The organism is Microcella putealis (assembly GCF_004216575.1).
Classification (GTDB): domain Bacteria; phylum Actinomycetota; class Actinomycetes; order Actinomycetales; family Microbacteriaceae; genus Microcella; species Microcella putealis.
Genome location: NZ_SGWW01000002.1, coordinates 288,279 through 309,217 on the forward strand (window position 1 = coordinate 288,279; position 20,939 = coordinate 309,217).

General features: G+C 69.5%; 23 protein-coding genes. 16 read left to right on the top strand and 7 right to left on the bottom strand.

Annotated elements, in window-relative coordinates; genetic code table 11:
• Positions 1 to 8 precede the first annotated feature (8 nt).
• Positions 9 to 2,807, bottom strand: a complete 2,799-nt coding sequence (locus EV141_RS06255; protein WP_185740120.1) for a CDP-glycerol glycerophosphotransferase family protein — start codon at positions 2,805 to 2,807, stop codon at positions 9 to 11.
• 94 nt (positions 2,808 to 2,901) lie between these two features.
• On the opposite strand from EV141_RS06255, the gene EV141_RS06260 reads away from it, so the two are divergent.
• On the top strand, positions 2,902 to 4,209 hold the full coding sequence (locus EV141_RS06260; protein ID WP_375880247.1) for a CDP-glycerol glycerophosphotransferase family protein: 1,308 nt from the start codon (positions 2,902 to 2,904) through the stop codon (positions 4,207 to 4,209).
• Between the two features lies 1 nt (position 4,210).
• Here EV141_RS06260 and EV141_RS06265 read toward each other — a convergent pair whose 3' ends face one another.
• The 4 genes from EV141_RS06265 to EV141_RS06280 all read right to left on the bottom strand — a co-directional run bounded on the left by EV141_RS06265 (position 4,211) and on the right by EV141_RS06280 (position 7,399).
• On the bottom strand, positions 4,211 to 5,098 hold the full coding sequence (locus EV141_RS06265) for a hypothetical protein (RefSeq protein ID WP_130485108.1): 888 nt from the start codon (positions 5,096 to 5,098) through the stop codon (positions 4,211 to 4,213).
• Complete coding sequence (locus EV141_RS06270) at positions 5,095 to 5,838, bottom strand: ABC transporter ATP-binding protein (protein WP_130485109.1); 744 nt, start codon at positions 5,836 to 5,838, stop codon at positions 5,095 to 5,097. Before EV141_RS06270 ends, EV141_RS06265 begins: the two co-directional genes overlap by 4 nt.
• Positions 5,839 to 5,840: 2 nt before the next feature.
• Positions 5,841 to 6,638 (bottom strand): ABC transporter permease, encoded by a 798-nt coding sequence (locus EV141_RS06275; protein ID WP_241969125.1) that lies wholly within the window; start codon positions 6,636 to 6,638, stop codon positions 5,841 to 5,843.
• A gap of 68 nt (positions 6,639 to 6,706) precedes the next feature.
• Positions 6,707 to 7,399 carry a phosphocholine cytidylyltransferase family protein gene (locus tag EV141_RS06280; protein ID WP_130485110.1) on the bottom strand — a complete coding sequence of 231 codons (693 nt, stop codon included), beginning with the start codon at positions 7,397 to 7,399 and terminating at the stop codon, positions 6,707 to 6,709.
• A gap of 297 nt (positions 7,400 to 7,696) precedes the next feature.
• Between EV141_RS06280 and EV141_RS06285 the strand changes: the two genes are divergently transcribed.
• The 11 genes from EV141_RS06285 to EV141_RS06335 all read left to right on the top strand — a co-directional run bounded on the left by EV141_RS06285 (position 7,697) and on the right by EV141_RS06335 (position 16,986).
• On the top strand, positions 7,697 to 8,527 hold the full coding sequence (locus EV141_RS06285; protein WP_198675513.1) for an ABC transporter ATP-binding protein: 831 nt from the start codon (positions 7,697 to 7,699) through the stop codon (positions 8,525 to 8,527).
• Positions 8,503 to 10,065 carry an ABC transporter permease gene (locus EV141_RS06290; RefSeq protein WP_130485112.1) on the top strand — a complete coding sequence of 521 codons (1,563 nt, stop codon included), beginning with the start codon at positions 8,503 to 8,505 and terminating at the stop codon, positions 10,063 to 10,065. The genes EV141_RS06285 and EV141_RS06290 overlap by 25 nt, the downstream gene beginning before the upstream one ends.
• 24 nt (positions 10,066 to 10,089) lie before the next feature.
• The gene (locus EV141_RS06295) at positions 10,090 to 10,356 is read left to right on the top strand and encodes a DUF3039 domain-containing protein (protein WP_130485113.1); all 267 of its coding nucleotides are present in this window, start codon (positions 10,090 to 10,092) and stop codon (positions 10,354 to 10,356) included.
• A 54-nt stretch (positions 10,357 to 10,410) separates the two neighbouring features.
• Complete coding sequence (ftsY, locus tag EV141_RS06300) at positions 10,411 to 11,283, top strand: signal recognition particle-docking protein FtsY (RefSeq protein WP_130485114.1); 873 nt, start codon at positions 10,411 to 10,413, stop codon at positions 11,281 to 11,283.
• A gap of 84 nt (positions 11,284 to 11,367) precedes the next feature.
• Entirely contained in the window at positions 11,368 to 12,954 is a 1,587-nt protein-coding gene (ffh, locus tag EV141_RS06305; RefSeq protein WP_130485115.1) for a signal recognition particle protein, read from the top strand.
• A gap of 36 nt (positions 12,955 to 12,990) precedes the next feature.
• Entirely contained in the window at positions 12,991 to 14,409 is a 1,419-nt protein-coding gene (locus tag EV141_RS06310) for an amidase (RefSeq protein ID WP_130485116.1), read from the top strand.
• Between the two features lie 126 nt (positions 14,410 to 14,535).
• On the top strand, positions 14,536 to 15,006 hold the full coding sequence (gene rpsP, locus EV141_RS06315; protein ID WP_130485117.1) for a 30S ribosomal protein S16: 471 nt from the start codon (positions 14,536 to 14,538) through the stop codon (positions 15,004 to 15,006).
• Between the two features lie 5 nt (positions 15,007 to 15,011).
• Positions 15,012 to 15,248: an RNA-binding protein gene (locus EV141_RS06320; RefSeq protein WP_096422373.1), complete on the top strand. Its 237-nt coding sequence runs from the start codon at positions 15,012 to 15,014 to the stop codon at positions 15,246 to 15,248.
• Between the two features lie 53 nt (positions 15,249 to 15,301).
• Positions 15,302 to 15,859: a ribosome maturation factor RimM gene (gene rimM / locus EV141_RS06325; RefSeq protein ID WP_130485118.1), complete on the top strand. Its 558-nt coding sequence runs from the start codon at positions 15,302 to 15,304 to the stop codon at positions 15,857 to 15,859.
• Between the two features lie 3 nt (positions 15,860 to 15,862).
• The gene (gene trmD, locus EV141_RS06330) at positions 15,863 to 16,546 is read left to right on the top strand and encodes a tRNA (guanosine(37)-N1)-methyltransferase TrmD (RefSeq protein ID WP_130485119.1); all 684 of its coding nucleotides are present in this window, start codon (positions 15,863 to 15,865) and stop codon (positions 16,544 to 16,546) included.
• Positions 16,543 to 16,986 carry a hypothetical protein gene (locus EV141_RS06335; RefSeq protein WP_130485120.1) on the top strand — a complete coding sequence of 148 codons (444 nt, stop codon included), beginning with the start codon at positions 16,543 to 16,545 and terminating at the stop codon, positions 16,984 to 16,986. Before trmD ends, EV141_RS06335 begins: the two co-directional genes overlap by 4 nt.
• Positions 16,987 to 17,007: 21 nt before the next feature.
• Here EV141_RS06335 and map read toward each other — a convergent pair whose 3' ends face one another.
• Both map and EV141_RS06345 read right to left on the bottom strand, forming a co-directional pair.
• On the bottom strand, positions 17,008 to 17,781 hold the full coding sequence (gene map / locus EV141_RS06340) for a type I methionyl aminopeptidase (protein WP_130485121.1): 774 nt from the start codon (positions 17,779 to 17,781) through the stop codon (positions 17,008 to 17,010).
• The gene (locus tag EV141_RS06345) at positions 17,778 to 18,437 is read right to left on the bottom strand and encodes a TetR/AcrR family transcriptional regulator (RefSeq protein WP_241969127.1); all 660 of its coding nucleotides are present in this window, start codon (positions 18,435 to 18,437) and stop codon (positions 17,778 to 17,780) included. The genes map and EV141_RS06345 overlap by 4 nt, the downstream gene beginning before the upstream one ends.
• A 220-nt stretch (positions 18,438 to 18,657) precedes the next feature.
• Between EV141_RS06345 and rplS the strand changes: the two genes are divergently transcribed.
• The 4 genes from rplS (at position 18,658) to EV141_RS06365 (ending at position 20,931) form a co-directional block, all read left to right on the top strand.
• On the top strand, positions 18,658 to 19,005 hold the full coding sequence (rplS, locus tag EV141_RS06350; RefSeq protein ID WP_130485122.1) for a 50S ribosomal protein L19: 348 nt from the start codon (positions 18,658 to 18,660) through the stop codon (positions 19,003 to 19,005).
• Positions 19,006 to 19,144: 139 nt separating this feature from the next.
• On the top strand, positions 19,145 to 19,912 hold the full coding sequence (gene lepB / locus EV141_RS06355; RefSeq protein WP_130485123.1) for a signal peptidase I: 768 nt from the start codon (positions 19,145 to 19,147) through the stop codon (positions 19,910 to 19,912).
• A gap of 4 nt (positions 19,913 to 19,916) precedes the next feature.
• Positions 19,917 to 20,597: a ribonuclease HII gene (locus EV141_RS06360; protein ID WP_130485124.1), complete on the top strand. Its 681-nt coding sequence runs from the start codon at positions 19,917 to 19,919 to the stop codon at positions 20,595 to 20,597.
• A 10-nt stretch (positions 20,598 to 20,607) separates the two neighbouring features.
• A complete protein-coding gene (locus EV141_RS06365; protein ID WP_130485125.1) occupies positions 20,608 to 20,931 on the top strand; it encodes a DUF2469 domain-containing protein in 324 nt (107 codons plus the stop codon).
• The last annotated feature ends 8 nt before the right edge of the window (positions 20,932 to 20,939 follow it).

The following is a 20,939-nucleotide window of genomic DNA, read 5'->3' on the forward strand; positions in this document are numbered from 1 at the left end:
TCAGCGACTCAGCCGAGCATCCCCGCCGCCATGAGGCGGTCGACGACGCGGGCCGACGCGCGGCCGTCGTCGAGCGGGGCGAATCGCGCCCGCCATTCGGCTCGTCGCCGCTCAAAGACCATGGCATCCGGATGCGCGCCGTCGCGACCGCGCGCCAGCTCGGTCATGAGGCCCGCGCGTTCGGCGACGACGGGGCCGGGAAAGTCGGCCGTCACATCGAAGTAGAAGCCGCGCAGCTCTTCGCGATACCGGGTGAGGTCGGGCGTGAACAAGACGAGCGGTGCGCTCGTCGTGACGGCGTCGAACATGATCGACGAGTAGTCGGTCACGATGACGTCGGCGGCGAGCAGCAAATCAGAGAAGTCGGGGTAGGTCGTCACGTCGATCAGGCCGGGCGCCCGCCGGTCGGCGCCGCCGCGCAGCGTGCGACTGTGTCCGCGCACGAGCACGACGTGGTCGACGCCGGTCGCGGCGGTCAGCTCGGGCGCCACGCTCGGCAGGTCGAGGTAGTCGACGAGGTCGTGGGCATCGTCGCGCCAGGTCGGGGCGTACAGCACGGCGCGCTGGCCGGGTGCGAGCCCGAGCCGGGCGCGCACGCTGGCGCGATCACCCGTGATGAGCGTGTCGTCGCGCGGGTAGCCCTCGACCCAGATGGGCCCCGAGAAGGCGTAGGCGCGGCGGAAGATATCGGCCGCGTAGTCGTTTTGGGCGAGCAGCGCCGACCAGCGGCGCGACTCACGACGCACAGCGATGCGCGTGCGCAGCCCGACACCGTCGCGGTCGAGCGCGAGACGCTTCAGCATCGTGCCGTGCCAGGTCTGCAGCACACTCTGGTGCGCTCGGGGCTTCCAGCGTTTGCGCATCCAGTCGTTGACGACGATGAGCCGTGCGGCGCCGCGCACGCGCCACCACTCACGCGAGCCCTCCACGACGGCGATCGCGCCCTCGGGCACCGCAACCGAGTGGTCGACGACGCTCCAGTAGCGGGTCACCTCCGGCAGTCGCTCCGCGATCGCGCGGTCGAGTGCGAGTGGGTTGCAGGCGGCGGTCTGCGCGTAGAAGCTCTCGAACATGACGGCGTTCTCGGGCTGGGGGCTCGTGCGGCGGTAGGCGGCCTCGAGTCGTCGCTGGGCGCCCCGCCCCCGCTCGTCGTCGTCGAGCGGCGGCGCGATCGTCACGACGATGCCGCCCGCGTCGGCGGCGACATCGGCACGCATCAGTGCGGTGCGGATGCCCGCCACGGCCGCCGCCGTCACGCTCGCCCGCGAGGTCGCTCGCGTTCCGTCGGCTGGGGTCACGCGCAGGCGGTAGCTCCCGCTGACGGGCGCGAGCCCCCCGTGGCCCCAGCGTTCAACCACGAGGGGGATCACGGCGCGGAACCGGCCGTCTGGCCCGTCACTCGCCACCGTGGACGGCAGCACCTGGCGTGCCCCCACGAGCTCGAGCGCCGCGATGCTCATCGCGCTCGATCCGGAGAGCGTGAGCGCGTCGGCGTCAAGGCTGATCGCGTCGATGGTGACGGCGGGGGCGATGGCGGGGCGCGGAACGGTGACGGGCCGGCCGGCCAGCAGCGCATCGATGGCGTCGAGTACACGCTCGGTGGCGCGGCCCTCGTGCCGCTCGACGTGCTCGTCGCGCAGCCACGCGGCGTGGGCGCGCGCGTCGCGGGCGACATCGCCGCCCGCTAACACCTGGCCGGCGCGCTCGAGCGCGGCGGCCCACGTCGTGACGTGGGTGCCTCCCGTGAACTCGGCATACGGCACGTACAGCCCCCGGCGGGCGAGATAGTTCGGCACATCGGGCGCGAAGAACACACTCGGAACCTCGGCGATCGCGGCGTCAAACGCGATGGACGAGTAGTCGGTGATCACGAGGTCGACGGCGGGCAAGAGCGGCGTCGCGTCGGCCACGAGCTCGCTGCCGATCAGGCGAATGCGCCCGTGGCCGAGGCTCGGGCCGGCGGCGTACGAGCCCGCGCCGAGGGGGTGCGAGCGGATCAGCAGGGTCGCCCCCGTTTCGGCGCACCACGCGGCGATCCGCGTCCACTCGTCGTCGCTCGGCACGGCAGGGTCGGTGTCGCCGTCGCGCCACGTGGGCGCGTACAGCACGACGGGGCCGTCCGCCAGCGGGCCGGTGGCCGCCTCGATGCGGGCGCGGGCATCCCGTCGCCGCGTCGCGGGGTCACCGGCGAGCAGCACGTCGTCGCGGGGCTCGCCGAGGGCGAGCACGCGGTCGGCGGGCAGCCCGAAGGCACTGCGAATGCGCGCACCGACGACGGCCGACGCGACCGGGAACAGGGCGATGTGCGCCCCCGCGCGCCGGTACAGCGCCGCCATGAGGCGCTGCGCGCCCGGCAGCGAGCCGACAAGCGGCAGGCGCAGGGCCGCCGCCGTGTCGAGGTGCAGCTTCTTCAGGGGGATGCCGTGCCACAGCTGCACGAGGCGGGTTCCGCTCACGCCGAAGCGGTTGACGTCGCCCGCACCGTGCGTCACGACCGCGACGCCCGCGCGCAGCGTGAGCCAGAGCCCGCGCGGAGAGCGCTTCAGCTCGCTTACCATCCCGCGGTCTCGTGCAGCGTCGCGCTCGGCGGCCGTCGAGGCCAGCCACGTGTGCACGCGCGCGTCGCCGTCGCGCGCGACGGCCGCGTCGTACAGGGCGAGCGCTCCCTCGCCGAGCCCGATGCCCGAGCCGTACACCCACCGATCGGGCGAGCGCGGCACGACGCGGGCCAGCAGCGCCCCGGCCGCGTAGAGGGGAGCGCGGGCGAGCACGCGGGCGTTTCCGGCGCTGAACGTGAAGCGTGCCATCGGCCCCGATTCTTGCACGCGCGGGCCGCTACGACTCGGTAACAGTGTCGCCGTGTGGTCGGGCGCGCCGGTGGGCCCGGAGGACAATAGAGGGGTGAAACTGGGGGAGCAGCTGAGCACGGCGCGACGTGTCTTGACGCGCTTGGTCCGGCAGCGGCGCAACCGCCTGCTCATGGACAAGCGCATGGCCGAGGCCGATCTGTCGTTGCCGAGCGACGTCGAGGTCGCCGTCTACTACGCCGACGCGAGCGTGAACCTGTACCAGGTGCGCCAGTGGTTTGCGCCGCTCGCCACGCTCGCCGAGCACCGGCGGGTCGCGATCATTACCCGCAGCCCGGGGGCGACGCTCGCTCTGCTCGATGAGAGCCCCGTGCCGATCGCGTACTGCCGCACGGTGCTCGACCTCGAACGGTTCGTGGCGACGAACCCCCTGAAGGTCGTGCTCTACGTCAACCAAAACGCCAAGAACTTCCAGATGTTCCGCTACGGCCGCATGTGGCACACCTTCGTGAACCACGGCGAGTCCGACAAGATGTACATGACGACGAACCAGTACAAGGCGTACGACGTCGCGCTTATCGCCGGGCAGGCAGCCCGCGACCGTCTGAGTCGCGTGCTGTGGGGCTACGACCTCGACGAGCGCACGATCGCCATCGGGCGCCCGCAGGCCGACCATTTCGCGGGCGAGCTGCCGTACACGCCGGATGACCGCACGGTCGTGCTGTACGCCCCCACGTGGGAGGGCGATCGCCCGGCCGCCGCGTACGGCTCGATCGCCTCTCACGGCGAGCAGCTGGTCGCCGCGCTGCTGGCGACCGGTCGCCATCGCGTGCTGTACCGGCCGCACCCGCGCAGCGGTGTGGTCGACGCCGCGTACGGGCAGGCCCATCGTCGCATCGTCGCCGCCATCGAGCGGGCGAACGCGGCCGACCCGTCGGCGCAACACGTGTACGACAACGGGCCGACTCTTGGCTGGCAGATCGCCGCCGCCGATGTCGCCATCTGCGACATCTCGGCGATGATCTACGACCGGCTGGCGACCGGCAGACCGCTGCTCGTCACGCGCCCCCAATCGCCGGATGCGCTGGTCGACACGGGCGGTTATCTCTCGGCCTGCGAATGGCTGGCCGCCGACGACGCTGCCGAGGTAGTTCCCGAGGTGGATCGCGTGCTCACCGATGCGGCAGCCCACGCGGCGCTGCAGCACTGGGCAACGCACTATTTCGGCGACACGACGCCCGGTGCCGCGACGGCGCGCTTCCACGCCGCGATCGACACGCTGGTCGAGCGGTGGCACGAGGCCGCACGCGAGCACGCGGCCGACCCCGTGGTGCGCGGCACCGAGCACGATGCCGACGACCCGCTCGACGACGAGGCGCTCAGCGACCGCGTGACGGTGTAGCTCAGCGGCCGAAGCGTCGCTTCACGGCGTCAATAGCGCGCGGCCCCGCGCCCCGTTCCGGGCTCGATGGCCGGGGTGTGCGCGGCGCTTTGGGTGCGCGCGGAGCCTTGGGCTCGCGGGGCTCGCGCGGCGCCTTGGGCGGTCGCAGCACGGGTTCGAGGCCGGCCGGAAAGTCTGCGGGTGCGGGGCCGAATGCCTGGCGCGCGGCGTCGACGACGCGGCCCCCGAGGGTGCGGTTGGCACTACCGCCGATGATGGCGCCGATGCCAAACGGGATCAGCCGCCCGAGCATGCTGCCGCCCTGGGCCAGGGCGAAGCGCTTCACGAACATGTCGCGCAGCTGCGAGTTCAGGGCGCCCGTCAGAGCCTTAGGCAACGACGCCGACACTGTCTCGCCCCAGTACTGCTGGCGGTCGGGCCCCGTGCCTGACGCCTGCCGCAAGAATTGTTGAACGAGATCTTTGCCCGGTCCGCCGAGCAGCAGCGCCATCACGAGGGTGTGCGCGTGTTCCTCATCCGTGACGGCGATGCCGTGCACTTCGGCGACCGACTGGGCGTACAAGGCGGTCATCTCAAAGAACGTCACCGTCTCCACGCCGATGACGGTGAGCCCGACGGCGGTGCCGACGCCCGGAATCATGGTGGCGGCGCCGCTGCCCGCCCCCGTCGCTGTCACGCCGGCGAGGTAGCGCTTTTCCAGGATGCGCACCACCTCATCGGTGCTCGCCCCGGGGTGGCGCTGGCGGATCGACCGAATGTGGGCGATCACGGCGGGCCGCTGGGCCGACATCGCGGCGCGCAGTCCGCGGATGAGCGCGGGGTCGGCCGGGCGGGTGACCGCCTTCTGCTCCGTCGGCGCGTCGCCAGCCGTTTCGTGTGTGTCACTCATCGGGGCGTCCCATAGTCGGCGTTGTATCGCTCGAGGACCTCAGTAATCGAGGCGTCGAGGGCGAGGGCGCCCTTGTCGAGGTAGAGCCCGCGGGTGCAGAAGCGCTTGAGGTCACGCTCGTTGTGCGAGACGAAGAACAGGGTGCGGCCCCCGGCGAGCAGTTCGTCGATGCGCGCGTAGCACTTGTCGCGAAACGCCTTGTCTCCGACCGCCAGTACCTCGTCGACGAGCAGAATCGGCTCGTCGAGTCGCGAGATGACGGAGAACGCCAGACGTACCTTCATCCCGCTCGAGAGGTGTTTGTACGGGGTGTCGATGACCTCGCCCAGCTCGGCGAAGTCGATGATCTCGTCGAAGCGCTCGTCGATCGTTCGGCGAGTCATGCCGTGCAAGCCGGCCGTCAGGTACACGTTCTCTCGCACGGTGAGGTCGTTCACGAAGCCGCCCGTGATTTCGATCAGGGGCGCCACGCCCTTGTGCACGGCGACGCGCCCCTCGTCGGGAAGCATAACGCCCGCGACCAGCTTTAGCAGCGTCGACTTGCCCTGCCCGTTCCGTCCGACAACGCCGATGGCCTCACCGGCGTTCACCGTCACGCTCACGTTGCGCAGGGCCCAGAACTCGCCGGGTCGCGCGCGGCGATTGCGGCCCGCGAAGAGGTCTTTGAACGAGCGGCGGCCTCCGCGGTTGCGGCGGAAGCGGATGCCGGCATCTCGCACATCGATGACGGGTTCGGCCACGGTCACACCTCCTTCAACACGGCGCGTACGGTGCGACGGAAGACGACGAGGCCGAGCCCCAGGAAGCCGAGCGACATCACGACGGCGATTCCGACGGCCCACCCGTCGAGCAGCTCGGGGAAGAACGCGGCGCGATACAGCGAGAAGATGCCGGCGAGCGGGTTGAACGCTGCCCACACGCCGAGCTCGCCGGGAAGGTCGTCGAGCGAGTAGATGATGGGCGACGCGTAGAACAAGAATCGCAGGATCAACTTCACCGCCCGCTCGAGGTCGCGGAAGAAGACGACCAGCGGCGCGATGATGAGGCCGAGTCCGACCGTGAGGATCGCCTGGAGCGCGACGGCGAGGGGGAACCACAGCACCCCCCACGTCAGGGGAGCCCCAAAAGCGATCGCGAAAACGGCGAGCACCGGAAGGCTCAGCACGAACTCGATGCCCTTGGACAACACGATGCGGTTCACCCAAATGCTGCGCGGGATGCGCGTGGAGCGCACCAGCTTCGCGTCGCGGATGAAGGCGCGCGTCGCGTCGCTCACCGCGCCCTGGAACCACATCCACGGCAGCAGACCGGCGATGAGAAAGACGATGTATGGGGTTGCCCCGACGGTGCGCTCGACGATCTGCGTGAAGACGAACCAGTAGATGGCCGCCATGACGAGCGGATCGAGCACGCTCCACAGGTAGCCGAGGAACGATGTCGAGTAGCGCACCTTCAGGTCGCGCGAGGTGAGCAACCACAGCGATTGCCGGTATGCAGCCGACGCGGATCGCGCGGGCGGCACGGGGGCAGGGGCGGTCACGCGATAACGCTAGCGCCTCGCGATGACGCGCGACGGAAAGCTGAGCGGCTCGATCGCCCGTGTGCTGATTAGACGAAGAGGTTGGCGCGCTCGAGGTCTTCGGCGAAGTCGACCTCAACGGCGTACAGGTCGCTGATGTCGACGGGTTCGATGCGCAGTCCGTCGTGTTGGATCGCGAGCTCGATGCCGCGCTCGAAGTAGTCCTGGTCGTCGACCCGCTTCAACTGCTGGATGAGTGCCTGCTTGTGAGCGCTCGAGATGTAGTTGATGCCGACAGCCTCGCCGAGGCCCCCGACGACCTGCTTCGAAATCTCGTTGATGAAGCCCTCGGCGTCAACCGTGTACTTCACCTCTTCGTCGCTCACCTTCGCGGTGTTCACGGTGACGAAGCTGCGGTCGGCGTGAACGAGCGATGCGGAGCGCACGAGGGCCTGCGGGTCGAAGACAACGTCTCCGTTCAGCCACAGCACACCCGACTTGCCCGTCGCCTTGAGGGCGCGCAGCAGGCTCTTCGAGGTGTTCGTCTGGTCGTACGCCTCGTTGTAGACGTACTCGACGTCGGGGAAGGCCTCGATGATGTGCTCGAGCTTGTAGCCCACGACGGTGGTGATGGTGACGTCGGTGCCGAAGGCGGCACGGATGTTGTCGTGCTGCTGCTGCATGATCGTGCGGCCATCGCTGAGCTCGGTCAGCGGCTTCGGAAGACTGCGGCCGAGGCGGCTACCCATGCCAGCGGCGAGAATGACGACGTTGACGGTCATGACGGTTCTCCTCAAGATGTGTCGGGCCCGGCGAAGACAATCGCGAGTCGCTCTCGATCAGTGATGCGGTCGAGGCGCCTGGGCGCAGGAAAGTGGGGTGACACTCCGTCGTGTGCCCCCGAGTTTAGCCGTTTCGCCCCGAAAAGTTCAGATTTTGTTCATCTCGCCTTCGTAACGAGACGGATCGACCGGCTGCACTCTCGCACAGAGACGCTAGAGACGCTTGGGTGACGAGTATTTCTCCGCAGCGGCCACGCGCGCCCCAAGCGAGTCCTGACCGTTCGGTACGGTGGGTGCGTGACAGCCGCCAAACCCCGCCGAAAGAAATCGGCGACCCCGAAGCGGCCCACTCCGCCGCCGCCAGCACAACCCGTCGTCCTCGAGGTCTCCGGGCTCACGAAGCGTTTCGGCGGTGTCGTCGCGGTGGACGGCGTCTCGTTCACGGTTCGCCGCGGAACAATCTTTGGCTTCGTCGGCCCGAACGGCGCCGGCAAGACCACGACCCTGAGCATAGCGACCGGCCTCATGCGCCCGGACGCCGGCACCGTGACGGTCAGGGGTGCAGACGTCTGGGCTGATCCCATCGCCGCCAAGCGCATGATTGGCGTGTTGCCCGATCGCATGAGGCTCTTCGATCTGCTCACCGGCGCTCAGCTGCTGTACTACTGCGGGGTGCTGCACGGCCTTGACCGCGAAACCGCCCGCAGCCGCACGACCGACCTGGCCCGTTCGCTCGGTTTGGACGACGCGCTCGATCGGCCGGTGCGCGATTACTCGATCGGCATGATCAAGAAGATCTCACTGGCGGCGGCCCTCATTCACTCGCCGGCGCTGCTCGTGCTCGACGAGCCGTTCGAGGCGGTCGACCCCGTGTCCACGCAGCTCGCCTCCGATGTGCTGCGGCGCTACGCCGATGCGGGGGGCACCGTCGTGCTGTCGAGTCACAACATGGACTTCGTTGAGCGCATGTGCGACCACGTCGGTGTCATCGTGGGCGGGCGCATGCTGACGGCGGGCTCCATGGACGAAGTGCGCGATGGCCTGCGCCTCGAGGAGCGTTTCGTCGAACTCGCGGGCGGTCGCCAGGCGGTGGAGGGCCTGGAATGGTTGACAACCTTCTCCGACTGAAGCTCGCTCTGCTCGCGTCGTCCTTCCGACCCGGTTCTCGTCGTCTCGGTCGGAGCATCGCCGTGTCGCTTCTCGTCGTGGCGATTATTGTCGGGATGCTCGGTGCCGGCGCGCTCGCCGACGTCACGAATCCGGCACACCGCGCCGCCGTGGTCATCGGTGCCGGAGCGCTCTCGCTCGGCATCCTCGTGGCGCCCCTCGCGGCCGGGCTCGGATCCGCGCTCGAGCCACGACGCTTCGCCAGCTACCCCATCCCGTCTGGCCAGTTGGCCCTGGGTCTCGGGCTCGCTGGCGCCGTGGGGGCGCCGGGCGCGCTCGCGGTCGCGCTCGCCGTCGCGGTCGAGAGCGCCTGGCTTGACCTACCCGAGCGGGGAGTCGCGATCGCGGCGGGCGTCCTGACCGCGATCACGATCATCCTGTCGTCGCAGCTGCTGGTGACGGTAGCCGCCCGACTAGCCGTTTCTGAGCCAGCGGCGCGCGCCGTCGCGGCGACCGCCCGCGTGACGGTCGTCGTCGCCATTGCCGCAGCGGGCATAGCGGCGATCGTCGCCGCCCGCGGCACGGACGGCGCCGCGCTCGAGCGATTCGCCGAGGTCGTCGGCCGCAGCCCCGGTGGCCTCACGTGGGCCGCGATCGGTGCGCCAGCGGGGGAGGCCGTCGCCCGACTGGCGATCGCCGCGCTCGCGGTCGGCGCTCTTGCCGCGCTCTGGTGGTGGGTGGTGGCGCGCGTCGTCGTGTCGCCCGAGCGACGCTCGGCTCCGGCTGACCGCGCCGCCGACCGAGGCCTCGGCTGGTTCGACATGACGCCCGCCACGCCCGGTGGGGTCATCGCGGCGCGCTCGCTGCTGTACTGGACCCGCGACCCGCGCTACCGCGTCGTGCTCCTCGGCCTTCCGCTGGCGCCGCCGTTGATCATGCTTGCCCTGCTCATCGCGGGAGTGCCCCTGCCTCTGCTGTGGCTCATTCCCCTGCCGTTCCTGGCGCTCTTTCTCGGCTGGTTCAGCCACAACGACACCGCGTACGACCACACGGCCATCTGGCTCCACGTCGCCGCGCCCCTGCGGGGAACGGCCGACCGCTTCGGGCGTCTCGTGCCGCCGCTCCTGCTGGGCGTTCCGCTCATCCTGATCACGGCGCCGCTGTTCGCCCTCTGGTCGGGCATTGCGAACGGCTTCGAACTCGTGGCGGGCGTCAGCCTCGGTCTGCTCCTGACGGGTCTCGGTGTCGCCAGCGTGGTGTCGGCGCTCGCACCGTACCCCGCGGCACGTCCCGGTGCCGGGCCATTCGACCAGCCGCCGTTGACGGGGTCGCGCGCGTCGTGGGCGCAGGCGGGCGCGCTCGTGGCGACCGTCGGGTTCATGTCACCGACGCTGATTCTCGCCTGGTGGGGCGTCACGAGCGACGCCATGTGGTCGCCGCTCGCGGGGCTTGCCGGCGTCGCGACCGGTGTTGGCATGCTCATGCTCGGGGTCGCGGTCGGCGGCCAGATCTACCGCCGACGCGCACCCGACATCCTCACGCTCGCCCAGCGCACCTAGCGCCCGCGCCTTTACAATCGGCGCATGGCGACAACGGACGATGCAGGTCAGGGTGGCGGGGTCGACGTTCTCGACCGCGAACTCGAAAAGCTGCTCGAGGGCGAACAGCTCGAAGACGGCGACCACGAACGCTTTTCGCACTACGTGCCCAAAGACAAGATCCTCGAGTCGGCCCTGACGGGCAAGCCGGTGCGGGCGCTCTGCGGCAAAAAGTGGACTCCGGGCCGCGACCCAGAGAAGTTTCCCGTGTGCCCCGACTGCAAGAGGATCTACGAGCGCATGAAGGCGTAGTCCGCAGGCCGCCTCGGCCGGTGCGGCGGCGCACTCCCCACTAGCCTGGACCGCATGGCAGAGCGCAGCTGGAGTCTCGGGGGCGCCCTTCGCGGGCTGTTCACCACACCCGTCGTCGACGACGAGATGTGGGACGACCTCGAAGCCGCGCTCATCGGTGCTGACTTCGGGCCCGACCTGAGCGACGAGATTCTCGATCACCTGCGCAGCGAGGTCGAGCGTCTGCGCATCACCGATCCGCGCGACGTGAAGCGCCTCTTGCGCGAGACGATCGAAGAACGCCTCGCGGCCTACGACCCGACCCTTCGCCTGAGCGAGCGCCCCGCGGTGGTACTGGTGGTCGGCGTGAACGGCGTCGGCAAGACGACGACGATCGGCAAGTTCGCCAAGTTCTTGACCGGCTACCAGCGCACGGTGGTCGTCGGCGCGGCTGACACCTTCCGCGCGGCAGCCGTCGACCAGCTCGCGACGTGGGCCGAGCGTGCCGGCGCGAGCGTGGTGCGCCCGCAGCAGCAGGGCCAAGACCCCGCGAGTGTCGCGTACCAAACGGTCGAGCGTGCCATCGCCGACGGCACCGACATCGCGATCATCGACACGGCGGGTCGGCTGCAGACGAAGGCCGGGCTCATGGACGAGCTGGCGAAGGTGCGCCGCGTCGTCGAAAAGCTCGCGCCGATCGCCGAGGTGCTCTTGGTGCTCGACGGCACGACGGGGCAAAACGGCGTGGCGCAGGCCGAGGCATTCATCGAGCACGCCGGGGTCACCGGCCTTGTCGTCACGAAGCTCGACGGCAGCGCCAAGGGCGGCTTCGTGCTGCGGGTGCAGCAGCAGACGGGCATCCCCATCAAGCTGATCGGGCAGGGCGAGGGCATCGGCGACCTCACCGGCTTCACGCCCCACGTCTTCGCGCAAAGTCTCGTTCCGTAACGCGCGTTTCCTGCATTCGCGCGCACGGCGCTTAGGATGCGCTCCACGAGCACCGAGAACGGCGCACCTAGAATGGGCGGCACTATGGCGACTTTCGGCACGCTCTCCGACCGGCTTACTCAGACTTTCAGCGCGCTGCGCACGAAGGGCAAGCTCAGCCCCGCCGACGTCGACGGCACGGTGCGCGAGATTCGGCGCGCGCTCCTCGACGCCGACGTGGCGCTTCCGGTCGTCAAAGACTTCACGGGTCGGGTGCGTGAGCGCGCGCTGAGTGACGAGGTCAACAAGGCTCTCAACCCCGCCCAGCAGGTCGTGAAGATCGTCAACGACGAGCTCGTCACGATCCTCGGCGGCGAGCAGCGTCGCCTGCAGTTCGCGAAGTCGGGCCCGACCGTCATCATGCTCGCCGGCCTGCAGGGTGCCGGTAAGACGACGCTCGCGGGCAAGCTCGCCAAGTGGCTGAAGAACGATGGGCACACCCCGATGCTCGTCGCCGCCGACCTGCAGCGCCCGAACGCCGTCCAGCAGCTGCAGGTGGTCGGCGAGCAGGCGGGCGCCGCCGTCTACGCGCCCGAGCCGGGCAACGGCGTGGGCGACCCGGTCCGCGTCGCGAAAGACGCGATGAAGGTCGCCCGTGACCGTCAGCACGACGTGGTGATCGTCGACACGGCCGGCCGCCTCGGTGTCGATGCCGAACTCATGAAGCAGGCCGCGAGCATCCGGAAGGCCGTCGATCCCGATGAGGTCCTCTTCGTCATCGACGCGATGATCGGTCAAGACGCCGTCGCGACCGCGCAGGCGTTCCAAGAGGGCGTCGACTTCACGGGCGTGGTGCTGTCGAAGCTGGATGGCGACGCGCGCGGCGGTGCCGCGCTCAGCGTCGCGAGCGTCACGGGCCGCCCCATCATGTTCGCGTCGACCGGCGAGGGGCTCGACGACTTCGAGCCCTTCTACCCCGACCGCATGGCGAGCCGCATCCTCGACCTGGGTGACATCCTCACGCTCATCGAGCAGGCGCAAAAGGCCTTCGACGACGACCAGGCCCGCGCGACGGCCGAGAAGTTCGCGACCGACAGCTTCACGCTCGAGGACTTCCTCGAGCAGATGCAGCAGCTGAAGAACATGGGCTCGATCAAGGGAATGCTCGGCATGCTGCCCGGCGCCCGCGGCATGAAAGAGCAGCTCGACAACTTCGACGAGTCCGAGTTGACGCGCACCGAGGCGATCATCCGCTCGATGACGCCCGCCGAGCGGCGCCTGCCGAAGCTCCTCAACGGCTCGCGGCGCCTGCGCATTGCGAAGGGTTCGGGCACGACAGTCACCGAGGTCAACCAGCTCGTGATCCGCTTCGAGCAGGCCGCCAAGATGATGAAGACCGTTGCCAAGGGCGGCATGCCGCAGATCCCGGGCATGGGCCCCCTCGGCATGGGCGGCGGGCCCGGTGCCCGCAGCGCCCGCAAGGCGGCGAAGAAGAAGGGCAAGGCGGGCTCGCGCTCGGGCAACCCGGCCAAGCGCGCCGCCGAGGAGGCCGCGAAGGCGCAGGGCGGCGCCTCCGGCGCGACGTCGACGGGCTCCGGCTTCGGTCTCGGAGGGGGCGGGGCAGCGGCGGGCGGCACGCAGGCCCCGAGCCCCGAAGAGCTTGAGGCCCTGCAGAAATTCCTCGGCCGTTAGCGGCCATCCGAATACCGCGCGACCGAGGTGACGCACATGGGCAATGACGCCCCGAGCATCCCGAGCCCGCCCCGCGACGCAGGGCGTCCGGCGACGGCGACGGAGATCGCCGCGGCCGTTCGTGCCGGGCGTTCCTCGGCGGTCGAACAGACCCGGGCGGCGCTCGCCCGCATCGACGCCGCCGACGGCGCGATCGGTGCGTTCCAGCTCGTCCGCGCCGAGAAGGCGCTCGCCGAGGCGGCGGGCGTGGATGCGCGCATTGCGGCGGGCGAGCAGCTCCCGCTCGCGGGCGTCCCCCTCGCGATCAAAGACAACATCCCCGTCGCCGGTGAGCCCATGCGGGTCGGCAGCCAGGCAACGGACGCGGCCCCTCAGCCGCACGACCATCCCGTCGTCGCCCGGCTTCGGGCCGCCGGCGCCGTCGTTGTGGGGCTCACGCGCGTGCCCGAGCTGTGCGTGTTCGGCACGACCGACTCGCGCTTCGGAACAACGCGCAACCCCTGGAACCCGGAGCGCACGGCGGGCGGCTCATCCGGCGGCTCTGCGGCGGCCGTCGCCGCGGGCCTCGTGCCCATCGCCCACGCCGCCGACGGTATGGGGTCGATCCGCATTCCGGCGGCCAACTGCGGCGTCGTGGGGCTGAAGCCCGGCGCGGGGCTCGTACCCGCCGAGATGGGCGCCCACAGCTGGTTCGGCATGAGCGAGAACGGGCCGCTCGCGACCACGGTCGCCGACGCCGCCGTAATGCTCTCGGTGATGGCCGATCGCCCGGCCCTCGCCGAGCTCGCGCCACCGACGCGCCGCCTGCGCATCGCGCTCGCGCCGGCCGTTCCCACGCCGCTTGCCCACCTTGACGACGGGTGGCGAGAGGCGGCAACACGCACGGCCGCGGTGCTGGCGGCCGCCGGTCACGAGGTCGTCGAGGTGCGCCTGCCGTACCCGGCGAACCCGCTCCCCGTGCTCGCCCGCTGGTTCGCCGGAACCGCCGACGATGCCCGGGCCGCGGGCATCCCGTTGCGGGCGCTCGAACGGCGTGTTCGGGCCCACGCCCGCGCGGGCCTCGTGCTTCGCCGATTCGGGATGCTCGGCGAGCGCCCCGTAGATCGCCTGCGTTCGCGCATTCTCCGCGCCACCGACGGTGTTGACGTCATCATCACGCCGGCTCTCGCCCAGCCCGGCCCCATCGCCGAGGGGTGGCACCGCCGGGGCTGGATCGCGAACCTGCGCGCCAACATCGGCTACGCGCCGTACGCGGCGCTGTGGAACCTGCTCGGCTGGCCGGCGGCCGTGATCCCGGCCCATCGCCCCGAAGGCGCCTCGGTGCCGTATGCCGCGCAGCTCATTGCGCGGCCCGCCGAGCGCGGCGCGGGCGAGGCGCTGCTGCTGTCGGTGGCCGCCCTCATCGAGCGTGACGCCCCGTGGGTGCGCGTGGCCCCAGAAAATCTGCCAGAATAGGCGGTCGAGTGTTCGCGCGCCCGACCCTCTATCAGGCGCGCCGAGCATCCCTTTAGAGCTTTCGCGCCGAGTGTGCCCCACACAATTGGCGGCGAGCCACCCATCATCAACATTTTCCGGAGAAACGTGGCTGTCAAGATTCGCCTCAAGCGCATGGGCAAGATCCGTGCACCCTACTACCGCATCGTCGTCGCCGACTCGCGCACCAAGCGCGACGGCCGCGTGATCGAAGAGATCGGCAAGTACCACCCCACCGAAGAGCCCTCGTTCATCGAGGTGCAGTCCGAGCGTGCGCAGTACTGGCTGAGCGTCGGCGCGCAGCCGAGCCCGCAGGTTCTCGCGATCCTCAAGCTCACGGGCGACTGGGGCACCTTCAAGGGCGAGAAGGGTGCCAAGAGCACCGTCAAGACCGCCGAGCCGAAGCCCGAGTTCGTCGTCGACGAGAAGAAGAAGCCGGTGCTGAAGCCCAAGGCCGAGAAGAAGGCTGAGGAGGCCCCGGCCGTCGAGGCTCCCGCCGCTGAGGACGCCCCGGAGGCCGCTGAGGCTACCGAGGCGCCCGCCGCGGACGCCGCCGCCGACGAGGCTGACAAGGCCTAATCGACGTGCTTGCAGACACGCTGGAGCATCTCGTCAAGGGGATCGTTGATCACCCCGACGACGTCGTCGTCGCGTCGCAGAACTCCGGCCGCGGCGAGGTCCTCGAGGTGCGCGTGCACCCCGAGGACCTCGGCCGCGTCATCGGCCGAGGCGGGCGCACCGCCAAGGCCCTGCGCCAGGTCATCTCGTCGCTCGCCGATGGTCGACGCGTGCGCGTCGACGTCGTCGACACCGACGCCTGATCGTGGCGACCGCGAAAGCTGATCCCCCCGGTTCGCCGTCCACCCGACTCCGGGTGGGGCGACTGACCAAGGCGCACGGTCTCAAGGGCGCCCTCAAGCTCGAGTTGTTCACCGACGACCCCGAGCGACGTTTCGTGCCCGGTGCGACCTTCTCGCTGCAGGTCCCCGCGACCTCCCCGTGGCACGGCCAGAGCCTGACCCTCACCGAGTTGCGCTGGTACAACGGCCAGCCCGTTGGCTTCTTCGAGAACGTCGCCGATCGCTCGGCGGCCGAGTCGCTGGCAAAGGCGATCCTCTGGATCGAACAACCGACCGACGAAGAGCCCGAAGACGATGCCTGGTACGACTTCCAGCTCGTTGGCCTGCGGGTCATCCGCGACGGAGCCGAGGTCGGCGAGGTCGTGCGCGTCGACCACTTCCCGGCGCAAGACCTCCTTGTCGTCCGCTCGGCAGAGCGCGACGTTCTCGTTCCGTTCGTCTCCGCGATCGTGCCGACCGTCGACATTGCAGCCGGAACCGTCACGGTGACGCCCCCCGCTGGCCTGTTCGACGACGAGGACGCCATCGACGCCTCCGCCCCCGTCGACTCACCCACTCCCGACGCGGAGTAGTCGATGCGGGTCGACGTCGTCACGATCTTCCCGGAGTTCTTCGGCGTTCTCGATGTCTCGCTGCTCGGTAAGGCGCGCGCGGCCGGCGTCATCGAGTTCGGTGTGCACGACCTGCGTTCCTTTACGCACGATCGGCACCGCACAGTCGACGACACCCCGTACGGCGGGGGAGCGGGCATGGTCATGCGCCCCGAGCCGTGGGGGGAGGCGCTCGACTCGCTCGTCACCGACGAAACGGTGCTCGTTGTGCCGAGCCCGGCCGGCCATCGCTTCACGCAGGCGGCGGCTCGCGAGCTCGCCACCGTGCCGCACCTCGTCTTTGCCTGCGGTCGCTACGAAGGCATCGACCAGCGGGTCATCGACCACTACTCTGAGCGCATCGAGGTGCGCGAACTCAGCCTCGGCGACTACGTGCTGAACGGTGGGGAGGTGGCGGCCATGGCGATGATCGAAGCGGTGGGTCGTCTCGTGCCCGGCGTCGTCGGCAATCCCGTGTCCCTCGATGAGGAGAGCCACGAAGACGGGCTGCTCGAGTATCCGAGTTACACGAAGCCCGCGTCGTGGCGGGGCCACGATGTTCCGCCCGTCCTGCTGAGCGGCAATCACGGGGCGATCGCCGCGTGGCGACGCGAGCAGCAGCTCGAGCGCACCGCGCGCATCCGACCCGATCTGATCGGCGAGCAGTGAACTCCGGCGAGCGCATGTGGCTGTGGGCTCAGCCGCTGCTCGCTGTCGTGGCCGGAGTCGCCGGTATCGCGGCGATCGTCGTGCGCGCGCTCGGCGAGTTCTCGTATCTTCCCTCCGTGCAGGCCGTGGTGACGGGCGTGCTGGTGCTGCCCGGATTGGCGCTGTCGCTCGGCATCAATCACCTCATCGTGCGCGCGCGACGCCCTGCCCGCCTGACGAGCGGCGAGAAGATCCTGCTCATCGTGCAGGTGCTCATCGTGATCGTCACCGTGCTGACGTCGCTTGATCAGGCCGCCCTGATCGGGGGTTACCTGCTCTGGCCACTGCTGATCGCGGCTTCGGTCACCGCCTGCGTCACCATGGCGCGAACGACGCTTGCCCTGCGTCGAGCGGCGACCGCCGAGCCCGTCGGTATGGCGCCCGAGGTCAGTACGCCGTAGACCGGCGCTGGGCGACCCGCCTTAGGCCTCGTCGCGTGCCGTCAACACGATCGGCCCGTCGGCCGTGATCGCGACCGTGTGCTCAGCGTGTGCGGCGCGGGTTCCGGTGCGGCTGCGCAGTGTCCAGCCGTCCGCGTCCGTCACGATCTCATCGGTATCCGGAATGAACCAGGGCTCAATGGCGATCACGAGGCCCGCCTTGAGCTTGAGCCCGCGCCCGCGGCGCCCGTCGTTCGGCACGTGCGGCTCACCGTGCATGGTGCGCCCCACCCCGTGGCCACCGAAGTCGAGGTTGACGGGGTAGCCCGCGTCGTCGGCGACGTCACCGATGGCGCCTGAGATGTCGCCCATGCGCCGCCCCGGATGCGCCTGCTCGATGCCCGCCGCGAGCGCCCGTTCGACGGTCGCGATGAGGGCGAGGTCTTCCTCACGGGGGTCTCCGACGACGATGCTGATCGCCGAGTCGCACACCCAGCCGTCGACCGACGCGGCGAAGTCGAGCGACAGCAGGTCGCCGTCACGCAGCACGTAGTCGTGCGGCAGGCCGTGGAGCGCGGCGTCGTTCACGGACGTGCAGATGACCTTGCCGAACGGCGAACCGCCGAAGGAGGGGTGGTAGTCGATGTAGCAGCTTTCGGCACCCTCGGCGCGAATCATGTCGTGGGCGAGAGCGTCGAGGTCGAGCAGATTCACGCCGACGTCGGCGGCGCGCGAGGTGGCAGTGAGAACGCTCGCCACGAAACGACCAGCGGGCCGCATCGCCTCGATCTCGGCGGGGGTGCGCAGTTCGATCATGCGGGGGCGGTGAGGGGGATATGGGCGCGGAGGTAGTCGCCGCACAGTTGACGGGTGGTCTCGATGAACCGGGCGTCGCCCTGCGGGTCGAGTTGGAACGCGCGGGTCAGCAGGCCCGAGGCGATCTCGACGGCGACCTCCATGTGGAAGACGAGTTCCGCATCCGGTTCGAAGCTGTAGGTCGCGCCGGTCTGCTCCGCGAACTTGCGGGCGAGAATCGCGTTGTTGCTGAGTTCGGGGTTCATGAATCGCTGGTCGATGACGTCGCCAAAGCGCAGTGCGCGGAAGCCCGGCTCATGTCGGGTCATGTCCACGAAGGCGTCGAGGGTCGAGTCGAACGACGACCAGGGCTCAGGGCCTGACGCCGCGACACCATCGGCGACCCGATCGAGGTAGCGCTCCATATTGCGAACGGCGAGGGCGCGCAGAAGCGACTGAATGTTCGGGAAGTAGCGGTACACGACGCCGACGGACGACTCCGATCGCTTCGCGACCGCGCTGGTCGTCACGCCGTCGATGCCGCCTTCGTCAATGAGCGTGGCGGCCGCGTCGAGCAGGAGTTCGATGCGCTCGGCGCTGCGCTGCTGGACAGGTTCGGTGCGCATGACGACCCGGTCGGTCGCGAGCGCGGGCTCGTCGATGGTGTCGTGGACCAATTGCGGCCCTCCCCCCGGAGGTGTGATTCGTGAAACGGATGCGCGATACAGCCTGGCAGGTCACCCTCGCCGATTGGCTGGAATCGGCTCAGTATGGCATCATTTCCCCTTGTGCTCCGGCTGAGTCCTGCCTCAGGGGGACCAGCATCTACCGGAAACGGCACACCCCTCGAATCCGAAACCCGCGACCGACCTGTGGCGGCGCAGAGAGCGAACTGACATGCACATCCTCGACCACGTCGACGCAGCCTCGCTGCGGTCCGACATCCCCGACTTCCGTCCCGGCGACACCGTCAAGGTGCACGTGAACATCGTCGAGGGCAACCGCTCCCGAATCCAGGTTTTCCAGGGCGTCGTCATCGGCCGCTCGAACGAGGGAATCCGCGAGACCTTCACGGTTCGCAAGGTCAGCTTCCAGGTGGGCGTCGAGCGCACCTTCCCGGTGCACTCCCCGGTGATCGACCACATCGAGGTCGTCACCCGCGGTGACGTGCGCCGCGCGAAGCTGTACTACCTCCGCGGTCTGCGCGGCAAGAAGGCCAAGATCAAGGAGAAGCGCGACAGCTAATCGCGCTGACGATCTCCGTCACGAAGGCCCCGTTCGATCCGTCGAACGGGGCCTTCGTCGTCGCCGGATGACTCGGTGCTCCCGGCGAGTGGCCACCCGGCCGGGGCCTAGACTTGACCGGCACGACACCTGGGGAGACATGACCGACGAGACCGCGCCGCCCACCTCGGCCGCCGACGAGACGCCGAGCGCGCACGGCACCGACGCAGAGCGTCCGTCCCCCCGAAACCACGTTCTCGGCTTCCTCCGCGATGTCGTCGTGATTGTGGCCGCCGCTCTTGTCATCTCGTTCCTGATCAAGACGTTTCTCATCCGCTCCTTCTTCATCCCGTCCGTCTCCATGGAGCCGACGCTGGAGGTCGATGACCGCATCATCGTCAATCAGCTCGCCCCCGATCTCGTCGCGGTCGAGCGCGGCGATGTCGTGGTCTTTCGTGATCCGGGCCGGTGGCTGACGACGCCTCCCGAGCAGCCGCGCACCCCCATCGAGGCGGCAGGCGACTGGCTACTGTCGCTCGTCGGCTTGAGCGCGTCCGACAGTGACGAGCACCTGGTGAAGCGCGTCATCGGTATCGGCGGCGATCGCGTGGTGTGCTGCAACGATCTCGGCCAACTGGTGATCAACGGGGTGCCGATCGACGAGCCATACGTGAAGGTGCGCGACGGGGCGCCCGACGTCAGCGGCATCGACTTCCAGGTCACGGTCCCTGAGGGCTCCCTCTGGGTCATGGGTGACAACCGTTACGAGTCGAGCGATTCGCGGTACAACCGCACCGGATCGACCGAGGGCTTCGTGCCGCTCGACGACGTCGTCGGTCGCGCCATCGTCGTCAGCTGGCCCCTCGAGCGCTGGGCCTGGCTCGACAACTACCCGCTCACCTTCGACGGCGTCGACCCGGCCGAGTAGCGCCATGCCCGTCGACGCGACGCTGGAGGTCGAACGCGCCCTCTTCGCGGCAGGAGCTCCGGTCGTCATCGGCGTCGACGAGGTGGGGCGCGGGGCGCTGGCAGGAGTCGTGGCCGTCGGAGCGTGCGCGATCCTGCCGACGTGCGCCGAGCATCCGGTGGGGCTGCGCGATTCGAAGCTGCTCGCGCCCGCACGCCGCGCGGCACTTGTTCCCCTCGCGCACGGCTGGGCGCAGGCTATCGCGGTGGGGGAGGCGGAACCGAGTGAGGTCGATGAGCTCGGCATCATCGCCGCACTCGGTCTGGCCGGGCGCCGCGCCCTGATCGCGCTCCACGGCGCCGGGGTCGACGTCGGCCGGGCCGAGGTCCTTGTGGACGGCGTGCACGACTGGTTGACGCCCGCGCTCGTCACGGCCCCGCGCATTCGCACGCGGGCGAAGGCCGACCGCGACTGCGCGTCGGTCGCCGCCGCCTCGGTCATCGCGAAAGAGCACCGGGATGCCCTCATGCGGGATGAACACGCGCGGTTCCCTGTCTACGGCTGGGACGGCAACAAGGGCTACGGCTCGCCCGCGCACCTCGCCGCCATCGCCGAGCACGGGGCAACCGAACGTCACCGGCGCACGTGGCTGCGTGCACCGGAGGCGGCGGGGGATGCGCGGGGCGCGTCGGGCGCGGAGGTCTAGACTGACCGCAATGGACGACGAGGATTTCGAGGACTACGACCGCGAGGTCGAGCTCGCCCTGTACCGCGAGTATCGCGACGTGGCGTCGCAGTTCCAGTATGTGGTCGAGACCGAGCGCCGCTTTTACCTCGCAAACGAGGTCGAGCAGATCGTGCGCGAGGTGGGCGGCGACTTCTACTTCGAACTGACGCTGACCGACGTGTGGGTGTGGGACGTGTATCGATCCGACCGTTTCGTGAAGAGCGTCAAGGTGCTGACATTTAAAGACGTCAACGTCGAAGAGCTCGGCAAGAAAGACCTCAAGTTGCCGAAAGAACTCGCTCTCGACGAGTAGGGCGGCTC